Here is a 14719-nt window from a genome sequence, read left to right as displayed (position 1 = left end):
GAACGATGGACCAAGCGATGATTGAAAAAATCACTGAAATCGTCGTATCGAAATTGAACGATCAACCAGCAGAAGAAGCATCTTCACAGGAAGGAGTGAAGGTCTGGGATTATACCTCGGAAAAACCGAATGTGACCCAGGTTTCTAATGGTTCTCGCCAAGCAGAAGAGGCAGAAGGAAAGGCGAAAATCTCCTCCTTCCATACTCTGGAAAATCAGACAAAGAATAAGGGGACAAAGGTGCCAAAGCAGCAACCCGATAAGGAAGTTTGGGATGATTTAAAGCAGCTGACCAATAAGACACCGGCAAGAATCGGAGTCGGGAGGGCAGGGCCCCGTCCGAAAACGAATACATGGCTGCAATTCCGTTACGATCATGCGGCAGCAGTGGATGCAGTATTCGGAAAAGTTGATGAGAGCCTGCTGAAGGACCTTGATTTGTTCACCGTCAAAACGAAAGTTACCGATAAAGAGTCCTACATCAGGAGGCCTGACTATGGGCGAAGACTATCGGATGAAGCGAAGAAGGAAATCGAAGGACGATGCCGGCACGCCCCGCAGGTACAGATCATCGTTTCCGATGGATTAAGCTCGAAAGCGATCGATGAAAATCTGGAAGATGTCTACCTATCTTTGCAGCAATCGTTGAAGAGCCTCGGACTTGATGTTGGTACCCCGTTTTTCATTGAAAAGGGGAGAGTGGCGATCATGGATGACGTCGGCGAAATGTTGAAACCGGAAGTGATCGTGCTGCTGGTAGGAGAACGGCCGGGACTGGTCAGTGCTGAATCGATGAGTGCCTACCTTTGCTATAAACCAAGGATCGACACGATCGAATCGGACCGGATGGTCGTCTCCAATATCCATCGTGGCGGTATCCCGCCAGTAGAAGCAGGAGCTTACCTCGGAAGTGTGATTGAGAAAATTTTAGACTATGAAGCCAGTGGCGTAGAACTTGTCAAAAAGGAAGGATAGGAGGGAAGACATTGAGATTGGATCCGATTTATGCAGACATCCTTGCCATCCGCATCATCCCGAATGTTGATCCTATGCTTGCCAGACAGTTGAATCTTAACGAAAATCACCGGAGCCTTGCGATGTTCACGATAACCATGGATGACGTAGGAGTCACGGCTCTCGATGAAGCTACCAAGCGGGCAGACGTCGAAGTCGTTTACGCCCAGTCCTTTTATGCAGGAGCTGACCACGCTTCAGGACCGTTATCGGGAGAGTTTATCGGAATTCTGGCCGGGCCGAATCCGGAAGAGGTGAAAAGCGGCATCGAGGCTGTCGAGCAGGTGGCCGAAAGTGAAGCTTATTTCGAAGCAATCGATGAAGCGAAAACCCATGCTTTATATGCCCATGTGATATCCAGGACTGGAACCTTTTTATCAAAGGAAGCAGGAATTGAACCTGGCGAAGCACTTGCTTATCTGATTGCTCCGCCCTTAGAAGCTTCCTACGGGATTGATGCTGCTATGAAGGCGGCCGATGTGACACTGGCGGCCTTTTATGGGCCGCCGACGGAAACGAACTTTGGCGGCGGATTATTGACAGGAAGCCAGTCTTCCTGCCAGGCGGCAGCCGATGCGTTCCGGGATGCCGTGCTGGGAGTGGCAGCCAATCCAAAGGGATATTAATCAATTGATGGGGAAGGAATTTACTCCTTTTCCTCAGGGAAGACCGAATGAAAGTCGTTTCCCTGACCCCGTTGCTCACAGTATGGTAATAGAACTGTCACAGATCTTAAAAGAAAGGAGTTGAGTGTGATGGAGTTTGATCAGGATTTACAATCGATTCAGGAGATGCGCGAAGCTGTCCGGCGGGCAGATGAAGCGCAGAAAAAATATGAATCGTTTACCCAGGAACAGGTCGACCGCATCGTAAAAAGTGTCGCTGATGCTGCCTACCGTGAGTCCCAGCGGCTGGCGGAAATGGCAGTAGAAGAGACCGGGATGGGCGTAGTCGAACACAAACTCATCAAGAATCAGGTCGGTTCCCGGGATGTTTATGAATCGATCAAAGATGAAAAAACGGTCGGAGTCATTCATGAAGATAGACAGAATCAGCTTACAGAATTCGCCTATCCTTATGGCGTGGTAGCTGCCATTATTCCTACCACCAACCCGACGTCAACCGCATTTTTCAAGACATTAATTGCATTAAAGACACGCAATGCCATCGTCGTCAGCCCCCATCCATCAGCAAAAAAGTGTACCGTGGAGGCTTTGAAAGTTTGTAAGGAGGCGGCAATCGCTGCAGGTGCTCCAGAAGGGATTATCGGCTGGATTTCACAACCGTCGATGCCTGCGACGACAGAGCTGATGCATCATCGGGACGTCGATTTGATTTTAGCGACAGGAGGCGGAGGGCTGGTAAGAGCAGCCTATAGTTCCGGTAAACCGGCTTATGGAGTCGGACCTGGAAACGTACCTGTTTATATGGAGAAATCCTGCAACGTCAAAGAGGCAGCCAGGATGATTGTCGATAGTAAAACCTTTGATAATGGCACGATCTGTGCTACCGAGCAGGCGATCGTGGTTGATCAGAATATCAAGGAAATGACGATTCGGGAGTTAAAAAACAACGGCGCTTATTTTCTCAATGCAGAAGAAAAGAAGAAAATGGAGGATGTCATTTCTCCGATCCGGGGGAAACTGAATCCGAAAATCGTCGGCCGTCCTGCTGTCAAAATTGCAGAGATGGCTGGAATAGAGGTTCCGGGCGATACGAGATTGTTGATTGCAGAAGAAGATCAAATCGGAAAAAAGGTTCCTTTTTCCATCGAAAAGTTATCTGCGATCTTCGCCTTATATACTTCCAAAGACATCAGTGAAGCGAAAGAAATCTGCCGCGACCTGCTGGATTTGGGAGGAAGAGGGCACACCTTATCGCTTCATACGAATGATGATCAGGTCGCCCGGATGTTCGGCCAGGAAATGCCGGTTTCCCGGCTCGTGGTCAACACGATGTCGAGTATCGGTGCTGTTGGAGCAACAACCGGTCTGAAAGCATCGATGACCTTAGGATGCGGATCTTATGGCGGAAACATCACTTCTGATAATATTACCGCCAAACATCTGCTGAACATCAAGCGTCTGGCTTACGGCATCAAGGATGTGGAGATTCCGAAGCCTTCTAAGACTTATGAACGACCTGAGAAAAGCTCAGAGGAAAAGCCGGATATCGAAATGATTGTCTCCAAGGTTATGAAAAAAGTAGATAGCAAGCAGGTCGATACGAAAACCGTATCTGCCATTGTTGATAGAGTCATCAAACAATACCAATAAAAATTAGGAGGAATTTAAAATGGCACTTAATGGCGCATTAGGAATGATCGAGACAAAAGGTTTAGTAGCATCGGTGGAAGCAGCAGACGCAATGGTAAAGGCAGCGAATGTCAACCTGGTAGGGAAAGTCCATGTTGGAGGAGGAATCGTAACGATTCTTGTCAGCGGTGATGTCGGGGCAGTAAAAGCAGCGACCGAATCCGGAAGTGCAGCTGCTCAGCGTGTTGGCGAATTGATGTCCGTCCATGTCATCCCTCGCCCTCATAATGAATTGGACAGCATTCTTCCAAAAGTCGAACTAGATAAATAAGTCTTTATCACCAGGTTCGAAGGGAAAGGAAGGTCTGAGGAATGGAGCGACATGATGTAGAACGAATCGTTGATGAGGTGATGACACAGCTTCAAGGAAACAACAAAAAGAAGGCGGAGATTCCAATTGGGGTTTCCGCCAGACATTGTCATTTAAAACAGGAAGACCTGGAGCAGCTGTTCGGTTCCGGATATGACCTGACGAAAAAAGCAGATCTATCCCAGCCGGGCCAGTTTGCGGCCAATGAAACGGTCACGATTGTCGGGCCGAAAGGAAGCATTGAAAAGGTGAGGATCCTTGGACCGGCACGTAAATTGACACAAGTCGAGGTGAGCCAGACGGACGCTTTCAAACTTGGATTGAAACCACCAATCCGGGAATCTGGCAATATTCAAGGCTCCTCCCCTGTAACACTCGTCGGGCCAAAAGGAAGCATCTATATTAATGAGGGATTAATCATCGCCGAGGCTCATATCCACATGGCTCCTGATGATGCGGAGAGATATGGAGTAGATAACGGTGACTATGTAAAAATGCGAATGGATAGCGAAAAAAGACCGCTCACGTTCGAAAATATTCTGATCCGTGTCTCGCCGAGATATAAACTCGAAATGCATATCGATACCGACGAAGCCAACGCTGCTTCGGTAAGAACAGGGGATACAGCTACAATGATAAAAGCTGGTCATGCCTATGATTGACAGACAAATGGTTGAAGAAATCGTCGCCGAGGTACTGAAGCGGCATATGGGTGAAGTGGAAGGCGGCAAGCCGAAGCTTTCAGTGATATCTGACGGAGCGGTAGATGAACAGACAATCAATCTTTTAGAGCGTCATTGGAAGCCGGTTGTCATGGATCCATCAGACAGTGATGTTCAGGTGAACACAGATCAGGCAGTTTTTTTACAGGTTGATCAGGACTTGCTGGTTAAAAGTGCCACAGGTATAACGGATACAGCTGAAAGCCGCCTGTTTGCTGAATTGATGCTGCAAGGATCCGATATCCATTTTGTTTTACACGATAAGTTGAGGTGGATAGCCAGTAATAGCGAGAAATCTCCGAACATCAACTCCCGTTATAAAGAAATGCTTATAGGCAATTATGAAAAATTACTGGATTATGGGGTTTCTTTTACAGAAATGGAACAACTGGGGCAAGGTGAAATTGAGAATAGAGACGACTGGATTTTTAAAGAAAAACTGCTAACCCAGACGATTTTGGAAAAATGGCAAGATAGAGAGATACATGTGTCAGTACAAACGATCGTTACCCCATTAGCAAGGGACACGGCAAGAGAACGTAACATCAAAATTATTGAATATGAGGCAGAGGAGGTCGGCAAATGATTGTAGGAGAAGTGGTCGGTAACATTTGGGCAACACGGAAAGAAGATGGTCTCACCGGCTTGAAGTTCCTGGTTGTCCAGCCTGAGGCATCCCTGTCGGCTTCCCAGCCAGCCAATTTTATCGCCGTCGATCGGATTGGAGCAGGTGTCGGTGACAAAGTCATGGTAACCAGAGGCAGTGCCGCTTCCTATATGGATGAAAATAAAACATTGCCAATTGATGCGTTGATTATAGGCATCATTGATGCTGTCGAGGTAGAAAGAGGTGAAGGAAATGGCTAAAGCTTTAGGAATGGTTGAAACAAGAGGGCTGATTGGTTCCATTGAAGCTGCAGATGTGATGGTGAAGTCAGCGAATGTATCATTAGTTAACCAGGAAAAAATCGATGCTGCATTAGTGACGGTATTTGTAGAAGGCGATGTGGGAGCTGTACAGGCTGCCGTTGATGCGGGAAAAGACGCAGCCCAGCGTGTCGGTGAACTTGTTTCTTACTATGTCATCCCACATCCTGATGATGCAACCAGGGAAGTTTTAAAGAAAAAGGAAGCTCAAAAAGAAGCAAAGACGCCTGTAGTACCGCCTCAAGCGGCAAAGAAACCGGCAGGGCGCAGGAAAACCACCAAGAAAAACAATGCTGAAGAAACTCTGGAATCTGATACAGATAAGGAAGCCTGAGTGTATAAAACACCTATGATGGAGGTTGGATCATGGCGTTTAAACGAAGGAAATTCGCAGTCATCGGCGCGGGTTTTACCGGTACGACAGCCGCTCTAATGATTGCTCAAAAAGAACTAGGGGATGTTGTGTTAGTCGACATTCCCTCAATGAAAAACCCGACAAAAGGAAAAGCACTGGATATGGTTGAGGCAAGTCCTGTACAGAAATTCGATTCCACTATTACGGGAACGGCTGATTATAAAGATATCCAGGACGCCGACATGGTTATCATCACTGCCGGAATACCAAGGAAGCCGGGGATGAGCAGGGACGACCTTGTCGCGACCAATGCGAAAATCATGAAAGAGGTCTCTGAAAACATCGTCCGTTACGCCCCGGACAGTTATATTCTGGTGTTGAGTAACCCGGTTGATGCAATGACATATGTCTGTTATAAGACGACAGGGTTTCCAAAGAACCGGGTCATCGGACAGTCAGGCGTCCTTGATACAGCTCGTTTCAATACCTTTGTAGCCCAAGAGCTAGGCGTTTCCGTCGAAGATGTATCCGGTTTTGTCTTAGGCGGCCACGGAGACAGCATGGTTCCGCTAGTCCGCTACTCTTACGCTGGCGGTATCCCGCTGGAAAAACTCATACCTGAAGACAGGCTGGAAGCCATCGTCGAGCGGACCCGGAAAGGCGGCGGTGAAATCGTCAACCTGCTCGGCCAGGGCAGTGCCTACTATGCCCCCGCGGCCTCGCTTGTCCAAATGGCTGAAGCGATCGTCAAGGATAAGAAGCGGATTCTTCCTTCCATCGCTTACCTTGAAGGCGAATATGGCTATGAAAATATTTATCTTGGTGTTCCTACTATTTTGGGAGGCCATGGCATCGAAAGCGTCATCGAGCTGCCATTGACGACGAAGGAAAAAGAGGCGCTCAATCGTTCAGCAGGAGCAGTGAAGGAAGTTTTAGCTCTCGTATAAAGAAACGCACCTATGGGACTGTCCTGGGTGCGTTTTTTGATGGTGGAGTGAAATGGTGCGAACTCTATTAACAGAAGATCACCGAATGGATTACAGAGCTTTCTGCATTAATGCGCTCTCATAACTTTGGATTGCTCTTTCGAACGAATGAAATGCGCTCTCTTAAAAATATATGCGTCTTTAAACGGTCTCACTAGGATAAGGGTCGATATTGTAATAATACTACATAAATTATATTGATTAATGTAACTTTATTTTGTATAATCAACCTAAGTAAAATTCTGAAAAATTCGATATTTAGTGGGGGAGGTGTAAGTAGATCAAACAGGTAATTGAAATACTGAATAAATCGTCAAAATTAGCTGTAGGCCTGATGTCAGGGACATCACTGGACGGGATTGATGCTGCATTAGTCGAGATACATAACCATGGAAAAAAGACTTCCGTTTATTTGCGGGCCTTTGAAAGTATCGCTTTTTCTGTAAAAGAAACAGAAGAAATTCTGGCTCTGTGTCACCCCTCCACATCGACCGTGGACAAAATCTGTAAGGCCAATGTAACGCTTGGTGAAAAATTTGCAGAGGCAGCAAAAGTGGTGACGAAAAACGCAGGCCTTACCATGCAAGAGGTTGATTTTGTAAGCTCACACGGACAAACCATCTTTCATATGCCAGAACAATCTGCGACGTTGCAAATTGGAGAGCTGGCTGTGATTGCAGAGAAGACCGGCTGTATTACCATCGGTGATTATCGTCCTTCTGATATGGCAGCTGGCGGCCAGGGGGCCCCGCTGGTTCCATTTGTGGATGACCTTTTATTCCGGGATGAACAAACAGGCAGAATTCTCGTGAACATCGGGGGTATCAGCAACTTGACCGTGCTGGCTGCAGGTGATGGCACGCAGAAAGTCATCGCGATGGATACTGGTCCGGGAAATGTATTGATTGACGCTTTTGTCCGGATTGGTACAAATGGCGAACAGAAATATGATGATGCCGGGAAATTGGCTCAAGCTGGCAAGGTCGATGAAGATTGGCTGGAAGAGATTTTTAAAGCAGACAGTTATATGAAGCAGGGACTCCCGAAAACAACTGGACGAGAGCTGTATACCTGGGAATTAGCGAAACGATTATGGGAAGCGGGCAGTGAGCGGAAGTTATCCTTTGAGGATAAGGTTGCCACGATTACGGCTTTTACTGTCAAAGCCATCGCTTACCATATTCAAACGTTTGTCGATACTGCTTACACAACCGGGGAAGTGATTGTAGCTGGGGGAGGTGTCCATAACCCCGTACTTCTGGAAGGGTTGGAGGTGGTTTTACAACAGAAGGTGATTCGCATGGAAGACGTGGGTTTCTCAAGTGATGCGAAGGAAGCCATCACGTTTGCCATACTTGGGAATGAGTTCCTTCACGGTTCAGCGAATAATCTTCCGAGTGCTACCGGGGCTGAAAAGCCAGTTGTGATGGGAAAACTGGTGCTGCCATGAAGCTGAAGGGGGTGCGTAAATGAATGAAGGTCTAGCAAGAAAGCTGCTCCAGGCTGAAGTTCCAGGATCGGTTTGCCTGGTCATCAAGCAGGGTGAGGTTGTTTTCCATGAAGCTTTTGGTTCGGCAGTACGTGAACCATTACCAGTTGCGATGGAGAAGGATACTGTTTTTGATATTGCTTCACTGACGAAAATCGTCACGAGCACGCTTATCCTGAAATTGGTGAGTGAACAAACATTTGCGCTATCTTCCAATGTAGATGAGCTGCTGCCGGAAGTGGCTGGCTCAAAAACATTAAGAGAACGACTGTCTGGTGTGTCTGTCCAGAACTTGTTGAGCCACAGCTCTGGACTGCCGGCCTGGTACCCATTTTATACGCGTAAGGAAGAAGATTTTTTTACGATTCTAGCTGATATCCTGACCGAGTACCCAAAGGAAAATTGCTCGGTCTACAGTGATTTGAATTTCATGCTGCTTGGGAAAATCATAGAAACGGAAACCTCTCTTTCCTTGAAGGATGCTGTCGAGCATTACATCTCCAAACCGTTAGGATTACCTACCCTTTTTTATAACCCTTTACATACACCGAAGGATAGAATAGCAGCGACAGAGTACGGCAATCAAATCGAGCAGGGGATGTGCCGGGAACGAGGACTGACTTTTGATGAATGGCGGCCTGTCGACCAGCCCATTCACGGCCAGGTCAATGATGGGAATGGTTTTTACTATTTCAATGGTGTGGCAAGTCATGCTGGATTGTTTGCAAATGCAGAAGATGTCGCTAAACTGGGACAGCTTTATTTGAATGAAGGAGTGTGGCATGGCGAGCAGTGGATAGATAAAAGTGTCATACAGGCTGCCAAACAGGATTACGGAGGCGCTAGAGGGTTAGGATGGCAGTTTGCACCGATGTTTCCTGAAGGCTATGGACACACAGGTTTTACCGGGACATCCTTATGGATTTCCGATAGCCATCAGTTGATTACAGTGCTGCTGACGAACCGTTTACACACGGAAAAGCCCAAAGCGTTGAATGAGTTACGACAGGATGTGCATCAGGAAATTTTGAAAGCGTTTTATAAAAAGGAGGTAAATAAATGAAGAAAAATTGGATGGCTTTATTGATGGGGATTGTCATGGCGACACTTTTATTAAGTGCCTGTTCTAATGAAGGTTCGAGCAATGAAGCGGGTGCAGATGGTGGAAGTGGCGAGGCTGCCGCTGAACAGGTTTTGAAAATAGGGAATGACCAGGAGCCTGCTGGGCTTGATCCGCATAAAGTCCCTGCGCATTCCTCGATTCGTATTTATGAAAAAATTTATGACAGCCTATTAACGTTTGATGAAGACATGAAAGTACAGCCGGAACTGGCAGAGAAGTGGGAACAGCCGGATGAAACTACCTACGTGTTCACACTGCGGGAAGGCGTCAAGTTTCATAATGGCCGGGAAATGACAGCAGACGATGTTAAATATAGCTTTGAGCGGATCATGGATGAAGAGACAGCTTCTATCGCTAAATCCTATTTTGACAAAGTCGAATCCATTGAAGTGATCAGTCCTACTGAAATCAAATTCACTCTTTCTGAGCCATACGCTCCTTTCCTTTCTTATGTTGCAAGTACGAATGCAGCGATTGTGGCAAAAGAAGTGGTAGAAGAAAATGGTGACTTGAATCAGGCAGCCGTCGGAACAGGTCCATTTAAATTAGATGAATGGCTACCTGACAACCATGTCAAACTATCGAAAAACGAAGATTACTATAAAGATGGACAGCCGAAATTGGATGGTGTCACTTATTTGACGATGAAAGATGAATCTGCACGTCTTGCTGCTATCCGTACGGGAGAGGTACATGTAACTACGTTATCTTCCCAGTCGATTCCGCTTGCTGAAAAAAGCGACGGAGTAGAAATCAAAAGCTATCAATCTACGGAATATAGCTATGTCGGATTCAATGTGAATAAAGAACCGTTCAATGATGTAAAAGTACGACAGGCAATCAGCCTGGCCGTCGATCGTAAGGAAGTTGCTGATGTCGTCTGGAAGGGAGATGCCGTTTTATCAGGACCTATTCCGGAATCTATGGGTCAATGGGCTATCGACGTCACTCAGGAAGAACTTTACCAGCAGAACATCGAAAAAGCGAAGGAATTGTTAGCAGAGGCAGGCTATGAAGATGGTTTTGAAACGGTGATTTCTACAGCATCTACTTACCCGGATATGGTTGACACCGCTCAGCTTTTACAACAGCAATTAGAAGCAATCGGCATCAAGGCAGAAATCAAGCAGCTGGAATGGGGTCAATACATTGATACCTGGACGAACGGAGATCACGAAATGCTGGTCGGGCGTAACAGTTCAGGATCGGACCCGGATCGGTCAATCGGCTTTTTCTTCTCCACCGATGGATCAGCCAACGTCTGGGGATTTTCGGATGAAAAAATTGATCAGCTAGCCGAAGAAGGGCGTACAACGATCGATCCAGAGAAACGCGTAGAGATTTATAATGAAGCGCAAAAACGTGTCATTGAGCAGACGCCAAACTTGTTCTTAGTCTCTCCGGAAAAGTTTTTCATTGTACGTGATAATGTAGATAATTATTCACCAACGGCTAATGAGCCTGAGAATTTCAACGATGTCGTCATCATGGAATAAAAATCACAGGGCAGAGAGCGATTTCTGCCCTTTTTTCATCACTTTGATAAAGGTGTGAAGTCCTCATGTTAGCATATATCTTACGACGATTACTTATGTTGATACCGGTGTTATTCGGTATCTCTGTATTCATCTTTTTGATTATGAAAATGATTCCCGGTGACGTAGTCAGTACGATACTTGGAACGGAAGCAACGGATGAAGCCAGGAGACAATTAGAAAAACAATTCGGGCTTAATCTTCCAATCTATCAGCAGTACCTGCAGTGGATGGGCGGTGTGCTTACAGGTGATTTTGGAGTGTCATTACGTACAGGGAAACCGATTTTGGGTGATATCCTCAGCCGCTTCGGATTGACTTTAGAGTTGACAATGTTATCTGCGTTCATCTCCTGGATTATCGCTATTCCACTCGGAATTGTAGCCGCCTTGAAAAGGAATACCAGTACAGACTTCGGGGTCCGGATCATTTCCCTGCTTGGCGTTTCGGTACCAAACTTTGCTTTGGCTACGTTGCTATTACTGGTATTATCGCTGGCGTTTTCCTATTATCCACCAGCTGGTTATGTCTCGTTATTCGAAGACCCTATGAAGAACCTGCAGATGATGATGTTGCCGGCGTTTGTGTTAGGGACTGCGATGGCTGGAGCGGTCATGCGGATGACCCGGTCGTCGATTTTAGAAGTGCTGCGCCAGGATTTTATCCGGACAATACGTGCCAAAGGTGCCAGTGAGCGGATTGTCATTTTTAATCATGCATTGAAAAACGCGATGATTCCTATTTTGACGATTATCGGTATGCAAATCGGTACGTTGCTTGGTGGTACGGTCATCATTGAACAAATATTTTCATTGCCAGGATTAGGTCAGATGGTTTTGACAGCGATCAACCAGCGTGACTATCCAGTTGTTCAGGGAGCTGTCCTGTTCATAGCGACCGTTTTTGTGCTTATCAATCTATTCGTTGATATTCTTTATTCGTATTTGGACCCGAGGATTACATATAAATAATTGATTTCGGAGTGGTAACTATGAAAGAAATCATGGCTAGATTAAAGAAAGATAAGGTTGGAATTGTTGGTGTCATCGGGGTAGGCCTTGTGCTATTGCTTGGTCTTTTCGGTCCGTGGCTTTCCCCGCATGATTCGACGGAGATGTATAAAGAGCATATGTTGGAAGGACCGAGCGCAACTTATTGGTTCGGTACGGATGAATTCGGCAGAGATATTTTCAGCCGGGTTGTAGAAGGGGCGAGGGTTTCGTTGTATGTAGGGCTGATTTCTGTTGGAATCGGTGCTTCGTTAGGCTTTGTGTTCGGATTGATCGCGGGCTTCTTTCAGAACTGGATAGATAATGTGATTATGCGAATCATGGATATATTGTTCGCTTTCCCGGATATTCTACTTGCACTGACCATTGTGGCAGTACTGGGACCTAATTTAGAAAATACCATGATTGCCATCGGGATTGTTTTTACGCCTGTATTTACGCGTACGGTGCGTGCCGCTGTCATTGCGGTCAAGGAAATGGAGTTCATTACCAGCGCAAAAGCAATCGGGGTCAAAACGCACAAAGTCATATTCCGGCACGTGTCACCGAATGTGCTGGCCCCATTTATCGTTCAAAGTACATTAGCACTGTCTGGAGCGATTTTGACAGAAGCCGCCTTAAGTTTCCTGGGTCTTGGCATCCAGCCTCCAAATCCTTCGTGGGGTGCGATGTTGAATGAGAGCCGCCAGTATATGGAGATTGCTCCGTGGATCGCGATATTTCCTGCTTTGTTCATCATTATCACGATTTTCTGTTTCAATCTGCTTGGGGATAGTTTACGAGACTTATTGGATCCAAAATTGAAATAGAGAGGGGGCAGTCAGGATGGAACCTATTTTACAAATCAAGGACTTGCAAATCGATGTGAAAATGGATGAAGAGGTATTGAATGTCGTTAAAAATATCAACTTAGAAATAGGAAAAAGGGAGATTTATGGCATTGTCGGTGAATCCGGCAGTGGAAAAAGTTTAACTTCGTTAGCTATTATGGGGTTGCTCGCAAGTCCCCCCTTACAAGTTTCCAAAGGGGAGATTGTATTTGAAGAGGAAAAGGACTTATTGAAATTATCTTCGAAGCAGCTACGCAAAATTCGTGGCAATCAAATTTCGATGATCTTCCAGGAACCGATGTCCGCGCTTGATCCCCTTTTTACTATCGAAGACCAATTGATGGAATCACTGAAGTTCCATACGAAGCTATCTAAAAAAGAAATGAAACGAGCGTGCGTGCAAATCATAGAGAGGGTAGGTATCCCACGCCCTGAGCAAATTATGAAAGAGTATCCACATCAGTTGTCCGGAGGAATGCGGCAGCGCATCATGATCGCCATTGCCATGTTATGCAACCCAAAACTATTGATTGCTGATGAGCCGACAACGGCGCTCGATGTAACCATTCAAGCACAAATTTTGGACTTGATGAAAGAGCTCCGGGATGATTTCGAAACGTCCATCCTCATGATTACACATGACTTAGGAGTGATAGCGGAGACCTGCCAGCGGGTGGCCGTCATGTATGCCGGTGAAATCGTAGAGGAGACCGATGTCGTCAGCCTGTTTCATCGACCGAAGCACCCTTATACAAAAGGTTTGTTGAAATCTATGGTAGGGGATCGTTCGGATGCATTGTATTCTATTCCTGGAAAAGTTCCGTCTGTGGAGCAGATGCCGAAAGGATGCAGGTTTGTGACACGTTGTCCCGAAGCGATGGATATATGTGAAAATGTGTCACCTGATGATCGGGAAGTTGCGGAAAACCATCGCTGCAAATGCTGGCTTTATCAGGAGGAGATGGCAAACCATGTCTGAGACATTACTCAAAGTAGAATCCTTAGAAAAATTTTTCCCAGTCAAAGCTGGCGTTTTCAAGCGAACGAAAGGGTATGTAAAAGCTGTCAACGATGTAAGTTTTGAAGTGAAGGCTAAAGAAACCCTGTCATTAGTCGGCGAAAGTGGCTGTGGGAAGTCCACATTAGGCAGAAGTATTTTGCGTATTTTGGAACCGACAGGTGGGAAAGTGTTATTCAACGAGAAAAACATCCTTGATTATTCCAAACAGGATTTAAGAAAAATGCGGCGGGATATGCAACTGGTTTTCCAGGACCCATATAGTTCTTTAAATCCCCGCATGACAGTAAGAGAGTTAGTGTCCGAGCCTTTATACACCCACTTTTCCATCAGTAAGGTGGAGGCTGATCAGCGGGTGGATGAGATTTTGGAGAAAGTAGGACTGCCTTTAGAGCATTCAAAACGCTACCCCCACCAATTCAGTGGTGGACAACGGCAGCGGATCAGTATTGCCAGGGCTCTGGTATTGAAGCCGAAACTCGTTGTCGCGGATGAACCTGTTTCAGCTTTGGATGTGTCCATCCAGGCTCAGATTTTGAAGCTGCTAGTCGACCTGCAGGAGGAGTTTGACTTGACTTATCTGTTCATCTCCCATGATTTGAACGTCGTCAAACATATCAGCGACCGCGTCGGCGTCATGTATCTTGGGAAATTAATGGAACTTGCCGATACCGAGGCTTTGTATCAGGAACCGCTCCACCCCTACACTAAAGCCTTATTGTCAGCCGTGCCAACATCCGATCCCCTGGTAAAAAAAGAACGAATCATTCTGAAGGGGGATGTTCCGAGTCCAACTGATCCGCCAAGCGGATGTCCATTCCATCAACGGTGCCCGATAGCCGAGGAGCAATGCCGGAATGTGCTGCCTGAATTTGTTGAAGTGAGACCGGAACACTGGGTGGCATGTCATTTAGTAGAATAATAAAATAACAAAGAAGCCCGTCCTTAGTGACGGACTTTTTTAATGGGAAGATGAGTGATGCTGGAGCAAAATCCCAGGTATTTCAGGTGAAAACTCCTATTTGAAGTTATGTCTTAAGTCATGGGGAAATGTAATCGTTTTCAATAAAAATTGTCACAATTATA

At 46.2% G+C, this 14719-nt stretch carries 16 protein-coding genes; all 16 read left to right on the top strand.

Going from position 1 to position 14719, the window contains the following annotated elements; all coding sequences use genetic code 11:
• The first annotated feature begins 5 nt into the window (after positions 1-5).
• The 16 genes from eutC (at position 6) to ACGTN9_RS06235 (ending at position 14555) form a co-directional block, all read left to right on the top strand.
• Positions 6-974: an ethanolamine ammonia-lyase subunit EutC gene (gene eutC / locus ACGTN9_RS06310; protein WP_499591504.1), complete on the top strand. Its 969-nt coding sequence runs from the start codon at positions 6-8 to the stop codon at positions 972-974.
• Positions 975-985: 11 nt separating this feature from the next.
• On the top strand, positions 986-1639 hold the full coding sequence (eutL, locus tag ACGTN9_RS06305; RefSeq protein WP_499591503.1) for an ethanolamine utilization microcompartment protein EutL: 654 nt from the start codon (positions 986-988) through the stop codon (positions 1637-1639).
• A gap of 129 nt (positions 1640-1768) precedes the next feature.
• Positions 1769-3289: an aldehyde dehydrogenase family protein gene (locus tag ACGTN9_RS06300; RefSeq protein ID WP_499591502.1), complete on the top strand. Its 1521-nt coding sequence runs from the start codon at positions 1769-1771 to the stop codon at positions 3287-3289.
• Positions 3290-3308: 19 nt separating this feature from the next.
• Positions 3309-3599, top strand: coding sequence for a BMC domain-containing protein (locus ACGTN9_RS06295; protein WP_028783834.1), 291 nt, complete (start codon positions 3309-3311; stop codon positions 3597-3599).
• Between the two features lie 41 nt (positions 3600-3640).
• Complete coding sequence (gene pduL, locus ACGTN9_RS06290; protein WP_499591501.1) at positions 3641-4300, top strand: phosphate propanoyltransferase; 660 nt, start codon at positions 3641-3643, stop codon at positions 4298-4300.
• Positions 4293-4946, top strand: a complete 654-nt coding sequence (locus ACGTN9_RS06285) for a hypothetical protein (protein ID WP_499591500.1) — start codon at positions 4293-4295, stop codon at positions 4944-4946. The genes pduL and ACGTN9_RS06285 overlap by 8 nt, the downstream gene beginning before the upstream one ends.
• Entirely contained in the window at positions 4943-5227 is a 285-nt protein-coding gene (locus tag ACGTN9_RS06280; RefSeq protein WP_499591499.1) for a EutN/CcmL family microcompartment protein, read from the top strand. The genes ACGTN9_RS06285 and ACGTN9_RS06280 overlap by 4 nt, the downstream gene beginning before the upstream one ends.
• A complete protein-coding gene (locus ACGTN9_RS06275) occupies positions 5220-5621 on the top strand; it encodes a BMC domain-containing protein (protein ID WP_499591498.1) in 402 nt (133 codons plus the stop codon). The genes ACGTN9_RS06280 and ACGTN9_RS06275 overlap by 8 nt, the downstream gene beginning before the upstream one ends.
• A 32-nt stretch (positions 5622-5653) precedes the next feature.
• Entirely contained in the window at positions 5654-6589 is a 936-nt protein-coding gene (mdh, locus tag ACGTN9_RS06270) for a malate dehydrogenase (protein WP_499591497.1), read from the top strand.
• Between the two features lie 319 nt (positions 6590-6908).
• On the top strand, positions 6909-8078 hold the full coding sequence (locus tag ACGTN9_RS06265) for an anhydro-N-acetylmuramic acid kinase (protein WP_499591644.1): 1170 nt from the start codon (positions 6909-6911) through the stop codon (positions 8076-8078).
• Positions 8079-8097: 19 nt separating this feature from the next.
• Complete coding sequence (locus tag ACGTN9_RS06260) at positions 8098-9180, top strand: serine hydrolase domain-containing protein (protein WP_499591496.1); 1083 nt, start codon at positions 8098-8100, stop codon at positions 9178-9180.
• Positions 9177-10736 carry an ABC transporter substrate-binding protein gene (locus tag ACGTN9_RS06255; protein WP_499591495.1) on the top strand — a complete coding sequence of 520 codons (1560 nt, stop codon included), beginning with the start codon at positions 9177-9179 and terminating at the stop codon, positions 10734-10736. The genes ACGTN9_RS06260 and ACGTN9_RS06255 overlap by 4 nt, the downstream gene beginning before the upstream one ends.
• Positions 10737-10801: 65 nt before the next feature.
• Positions 10802-11746 carry an ABC transporter permease gene (locus ACGTN9_RS06250; protein WP_499591494.1) on the top strand — a complete coding sequence of 315 codons (945 nt, stop codon included), beginning with the start codon at positions 10802-10804 and terminating at the stop codon, positions 11744-11746.
• Positions 11747-11766: 20 nt separating this feature from the next.
• Complete coding sequence (locus tag ACGTN9_RS06245) at positions 11767-12594, top strand: ABC transporter permease (protein WP_499591493.1); 828 nt, start codon at positions 11767-11769, stop codon at positions 12592-12594.
• A gap of 16 nt (positions 12595-12610) precedes the next feature.
• On the top strand, positions 12611-13594 hold the full coding sequence (locus ACGTN9_RS06240) for an ABC transporter ATP-binding protein (protein WP_499591492.1): 984 nt from the start codon (positions 12611-12613) through the stop codon (positions 13592-13594).
• Complete coding sequence (locus ACGTN9_RS06235) at positions 13587-14555, top strand: ABC transporter ATP-binding protein (protein ID WP_499591491.1); 969 nt, start codon at positions 13587-13589, stop codon at positions 14553-14555. The genes ACGTN9_RS06240 and ACGTN9_RS06235 overlap by 8 nt, the downstream gene beginning before the upstream one ends.
• The last annotated feature ends 164 nt before the right edge of the window (positions 14556-14719 follow it).

It is taken from the genome of Halobacillus sp. B23F22_5, assembly GCF_043497085.1.
In the GTDB taxonomy this organism is placed as follows: Bacteria; Bacillota; Bacilli; order Bacillales; family Halobacillaceae; genus Thalassobacillus.
This window is presented reverse-complemented; position numbering and strand designations above follow the sequence as displayed.

Coding starts and splice junctions, on each gene's coding strand:
- ACGTN9_RS06240 (WP_499591492.1), top strand. CDS start 12,611: ATGGAACCTATTTTACAAATCAAGGACTTGCAAATCGATGTGAAAATG.
- ACGTN9_RS06280 (WP_499591499.1), top strand. CDS start 4,943: ATGATTGTAGGAGAAGTGGTCGGTAACATTTGGGCAACACGGAAAGAA.
- mdh (WP_499591497.1), top strand. CDS start 5,654: ATGGCGTTTAAACGAAGGAAATTCGCAGTCATCGGCGCGGGTTTTACC.
- ACGTN9_RS06235 (WP_499591491.1), top strand. CDS start 13,587: ATGTCTGAGACATTACTCAAAGTAGAATCCTTAGAAAAATTTTTCCCA.
- ACGTN9_RS06295 (WP_028783834.1), top strand. CDS start 3,309: ATGGCACTTAATGGCGCATTAGGAATGATCGAGACAAAAGGTTTAGTA.
- ACGTN9_RS06285 (WP_499591500.1), top strand. CDS start 4,293: ATGATTGACAGACAAATGGTTGAAGAAATCGTCGCCGAGGTACTGAAG.
- ACGTN9_RS06250 (WP_499591494.1), top strand. CDS start 10,802: ATGTTAGCATATATCTTACGACGATTACTTATGTTGATACCGGTGTTA.
- ACGTN9_RS06245 (WP_499591493.1), top strand. CDS start 11,767: ATGAAAGAAATCATGGCTAGATTAAAGAAAGATAAGGTTGGAATTGTT.
- ACGTN9_RS06255 (WP_499591495.1), top strand. CDS start 9,177: ATGAAGAAAAATTGGATGGCTTTATTGATGGGGATTGTCATGGCGACA.
- ACGTN9_RS06260 (WP_499591496.1), top strand. CDS start 8,098: ATGAATGAAGGTCTAGCAAGAAAGCTGCTCCAGGCTGAAGTTCCAGGA.
- ACGTN9_RS06300 (WP_499591502.1), top strand. CDS start 1,769: ATGGAGTTTGATCAGGATTTACAATCGATTCAGGAGATGCGCGAAGCT.
- pduL (WP_499591501.1), top strand. CDS start 3,641: ATGGAGCGACATGATGTAGAACGAATCGTTGATGAGGTGATGACACAG.
- ACGTN9_RS06275 (WP_499591498.1), top strand. CDS start 5,220: ATGGCTAAAGCTTTAGGAATGGTTGAAACAAGAGGGCTGATTGGTTCC.
- eutC (WP_499591504.1), top strand. CDS start 6: ATGGACCAAGCGATGATTGAAAAAATCACTGAAATCGTCGTATCGAAA.